At 64.0% G+C, this 3,990-nt stretch carries 5 protein-coding genes and 1 pseudogene; 4 read left to right on the top strand and 2 right to left on the bottom strand.

Annotation, left to right across the window (positions count from 1 at the left end):
- On the bottom strand, positions 1 to 1,057 hold a 1,057-nt coding region (sepH, locus tag RIF85_RS14975), incomplete at its 3' end, for a septation protein SepH (RefSeq protein WP_309072699.1).
- 299 nt (positions 1,058 to 1,356) lie between these two features.
- Here sepH and RIF85_RS14970 point away from each other — a divergent pair.
- Positions 1,357 to 1,656, top strand: coding sequence for a DUF4193 domain-containing protein (locus RIF85_RS14970; protein ID WP_309072698.1), 300 nt, complete (start codon positions 1,357 to 1,359; stop codon positions 1,654 to 1,656).
- A 64-nt stretch (positions 1,657 to 1,720) separates the two neighbouring features.
- On the opposite strand, the gene RIF85_RS14965 is transcribed toward RIF85_RS14970, so the two are convergent.
- Positions 1,721 to 2,191, bottom strand: a complete 471-nt coding sequence (locus RIF85_RS14965; RefSeq protein WP_309072697.1) for a DUF3093 domain-containing protein — start codon at positions 2,189 to 2,191, stop codon at positions 1,721 to 1,723.
- A 178-nt stretch (positions 2,192 to 2,369) separates the two neighbouring features.
- Between RIF85_RS14965 and dut the strand changes: the two genes are divergently transcribed.
- From dut to RIF85_RS14950, 3 genes and pseudogenes are all read left to right on the top strand, one after another.
- Entirely contained in the window at positions 2,370 to 2,849 is a 480-nt protein-coding gene (gene dut / locus RIF85_RS14960) for a dUTP diphosphatase (protein WP_309072696.1), read from the top strand.
- Positions 2,850 to 2,904: 55 nt separating this feature from the next.
- Entirely contained in the window at positions 2,905 to 3,663 is a 759-nt protein-coding gene (locus RIF85_RS14955) for a DUF3710 domain-containing protein (protein WP_309072695.1), read from the top strand.
- 88 nt (positions 3,664 to 3,751) lie between these two features.
- Positions 3,752 to 3,990: pseudogene (locus RIF85_RS14950) on the top strand (hypothetical protein); the annotation flags it as partial.

Genomic DNA, 3,990 nt, shown 5'->3' with positions numbered 1-3,990 from the left:
CGATCGGTTGCGGCCTCGCGATAACGCTGATCTCACGTGTATCGGTGCTGATGCCTTCGAACAGACGCGGCGTGCCGTCGTCGTACGTGTCTTCCCGGTTCTGTCCCTCGAAGATGGACGGAGCAAGGCTCAGCCCGGGGAAGGACCGGGATTCAGCCGCGACGCCGTGCTCCTCGCTGATGTCTGCGTCCTCGTGGCCGGGGCGGGGATGCGCGGCAGGAACATGTCCCTTTGCGAGCATGAGCGCGAGGGCATCGTCGCCGTCTTCATCGGCACCGAGGCGCTGGCCGCGACGTGAGCGAAGCACTTCGAGCAGCTCATCGGAATCGGATTCCTCTGGTTCCTCGACGGCAGCATCGGTTTCGAAGTCGAAAACGCGGTCGGCTACCGCGCTGAGCCTCCGTGAGGGGAGCGGCCCGTCCAGCGGCTCAAGCTCGCTCAGGACCTGCGCCCAGCGGTTGGCGTTCAGCACTGTCCGGCGCGACGGGTTGAAGGTCCACTGGGCGGGCGGTTCCTCTCCGACCGAGGCTGCGGAACCGGTGGGAAGTTCAAACCGGACGACGACGGTCCAGAGACCGTCCGGCTTGCGCCACGCATCCCATTCGGCGGTCTCGGGGTCCACTCCAAAGGCCTGCAACCGGTACCGGACCATGTCGTCGAGCTGAGCCGGGTTGTCCCCGAACGCGGACCTGTAGCCGTCGTTGGAGGGCAGCGGGGATGCCACCTCGACGCGCTGCGCCAGCTGGGCCATGTAGTCGCGTTCCGCCCGTACCGGACCCTCGTAGCGCAGGACATGCTGCAACTCCACGCCCGTTTCGTCAACGATCTCCTGGGCAGTCGCACCACCCCGGATGCGCGCCTGAATGTCCCGGGGGCTCAACGGCGGACGCTTGTCCGGGCTCACCGGCGTTTCCTGGCGCATCGGACGCGTGGACGGCCTTGAGCTCGCCATCCGCAGCGCCTCGTTGATAGGGAGGCGGAACGAAGTCCCACCTTCACCGCTCAGCAGCAGATGACCTCCGCCCTCATCCACGCCTACCAGCCGTAGCTCCTGCATGAAAAACCCTCCAGCCGACATACGTTACTTTCGGTGAAACTCTGCCATTCAAAGGGTCCCGTTCCTACTTCATCCCTGGTGTGGCGCGGAACTTATGCATGGATTCGCTTTATTGAAGTCGATCAGCAACAATCTCTGCGGAACGGGCACAAAATGATCCCCTTCAGCGTTGTGACACGGACAGGAGCCTTGCGCTTATTACGCACCGTTCCTGTGTAGCGATTCGACCGTGGCTCCCACAGTCCACAAACAGTCCACCGATACACCACCCACATCCTCCGGAGCGTGAACAACTAACTATGGCGACTGACTACGATGCGCCGCGGAAGACCGACGACGAACTCAGCGAAGACTCCATTGAGGAGCTGAAGACGCGTCGCACGGACAAGCAGTCCGCGGTTGTCGACGAGGACGAGGCTGATGCTGCGGAAGGGTTCGAACTTCCGGGCGCCGACCTCTCCGGCGAAGAACTGCTGGTGCGGGTGCTTCCCGCGCAGGCCGACGAATTCACCTGCGCTTCCTGCTTCCTGGTGCGCCACCGCTCGCAGATCGCAAAGGAAAAGAACGGTATGGCCTACTGCAAGGATTGCGAAGGCTGATTCGGGGCCCAGCGACGTGGAACCCAGTAAGTGAGGCCGACGAACGAAGGCGGAGAAGTCCCGCCTAGGCTCTTTGTGACGGGGCGGTCAGGGCAGCGATGAGCTGCTCGGGCCGCCTCGTTGACGTTAACCAGTAGGGCGTGGGGTCCTCGGCATCCTCGATCACGATCTTGACGACGGGCGAGATCCAGCCTCGAATGCAGAGATAGGCCTTCCCATGGAGCCTTGGTCCGCGCTGGGCGGTCGCGTCGGCTCCGGTGAAAGCCTCGACGCGCCCCAGGTACTTCCGCTCGATCTGCGCTTTGCCCACCTGCAGCTCGGTGGACGTCACCCTGATACTCGGAGTTGAGAGGACCAGCAGGGTGGTCAGAATGGCCGCGACCACGACGGCGGCTATGATGCCTGCCTCAACGCTGATCGGTATGAAGGTGAACACTGAGGCAAGAGCCGCACCCGCCACCACGATCCAGATCCACGGCGCCGGCCACAACTTCTCTTCATAAAGAACCGATTCACCGGCAGATCCTGTAGGCATATCAGCTAGCTAAGCACCTTTCGGGGCGCTTTTCATCCTGACGCCGAGGAGTGGGCGGTCGGGTGGAAGCGCTACAGTAAATGGAGCAAAGTGCTCCGGTGCGCCGTGCACTTCCGGCGCATCGCCGATGCGCAGCGCATACTGCGCCGCCATCAAAAAGACCCGTGCAGGAGAAGACGTGCTTGATACCGCTGAAGCATTGTCCGTGCAGATCAAAATGCTCGACGACGGACTCGAACCCCCTGCCTATGCGCACCCGGGCGACGCCGGTGCCGACCTTCGCACCCGCGTCGACTTCGAACTTCAGCCCGGAGAGCGTGCCCTCATCCCGACCGGCGTTGCGCTGGCATTGCCTGACGGCTACGCCGCATTCGTCCATCCCCGTTCCGGCCTCGCAGCCAAGCACGGGATCACCGTCGTGAACGCCCCGGGGACCATCGATTCCGGATATCGGGGTGAGGTGGCCGTGACGCTGTTGAATACGGACTCCTCCGCTGCCCTGTCCTTCCGCCGGGGCGACCGCATTGCCCAACTGGTTATCCAGAAGGTGGAGCAGGCGGCATTCGTGGCGGTGGACGAGCTGCCGGACTCCGTTCGCGGGGAGGGCGGCTTCGGTTCGACCGGGGGATTCACTCCGACCACAGGCGCCCCGCGCTGACGCAACGACTGGCAGCGACAGGGCTGCCGATGACCACTGAAGGAGGATCCCGATCATGATTTTCGGGCGCCGCAAGAAGAACGAAAACCGTAGCACTGCATCAACGACTGCGGCTGAATCCGGCGAGACCACCGAAGCCGGCGAGGAACTCGAGCCGTCCAGCGCACGGGAGGAAGTTGCGCTGGCCACCGGTCGTGCTGCGACCGGTCCTTTCGACGATGCTGAAAAGGACACGAGCTCGGGTTATATCGATCTTGGAGCCCTGCGGATTGCCGCTGCCGAGAACCTGCAGCTCCGCCTCGAGGTCGAGGAACGGACAAAGCGGGTTATCGCAGTCACCCTGGATATCAAGGGCTCGAATCTGCAGCTTCAGGCCTTCGCCGCTCCACGGTCGGAAGGGCTCTGGGACGAGATCCGCGGGCAGATCGCTGCATCCGTCGGATCGCAGGGTGGAACCGTCGAGGAGCGTGAGGGCGAGTTCGGCACAGAACTGATTGCGAAACTCCCCGCGCAGACGCCGGATGGCCGCGCTGGGTTCCGGGTGGCGAGGTTCGTCGGCGTTGACGGCCCGCGCTGGTTCCTCCGCGGCGTCTTCGGGGGGCCGGCCGCCATGGATCCCGCGCTGGCAGAGCCAATGGAGCAGCTCTTCCGCAATGTGGTTGTGGTCCGTGGGGACCATCCGCTGCCTCCACGGGAACTTCTGCAGCTCAGGCTGCCGAAGGACGCGGGTGCGCCGAAGCAGCAGCCTGAACGGCCGAAGACGGCGCCCGACGATCCGCTGCGGCGGGGCCCCGAGATCACCCACATTGGCTGATCATGGCTCTACAGCCCACCGGGAGCAGGGGAGGGGGACCGGTTTCCCCAACCGCGGACGCGTTGCCGGGAGGGGCTTCGTGGAGCGTGTGACTATTCTGCCCCGGAGTGCTCCGCCCGAGTTTTCAGCGACGGTTGCCCTGGATCCCGGTGATTCCACCGCCGGTCCACGAGGTTCCGACCGGGATCGAAGGGTCCGGCTCATCTGGAACGGCCAGCGCAGGGTTCCCGGGATCGACCCAGGTATCAACCTGGCTTTCGAGGGGATGGTCAGCATGGTCGATGGAATACGCACTATTCATAACCCGCGGTACGAGATTGTCGGCCG

The organism is Arthrobacter sp. (assembly GCF_031179385.1).
Classification (GTDB): domain Bacteria; phylum Actinomycetota; class Actinomycetes; order Actinomycetales; family Micrococcaceae; genus Arthrobacter_D.
Note: the sequence above shows the minus strand (reverse complement) of the source record. Positions and strands in the feature narration are given on the sequence as shown.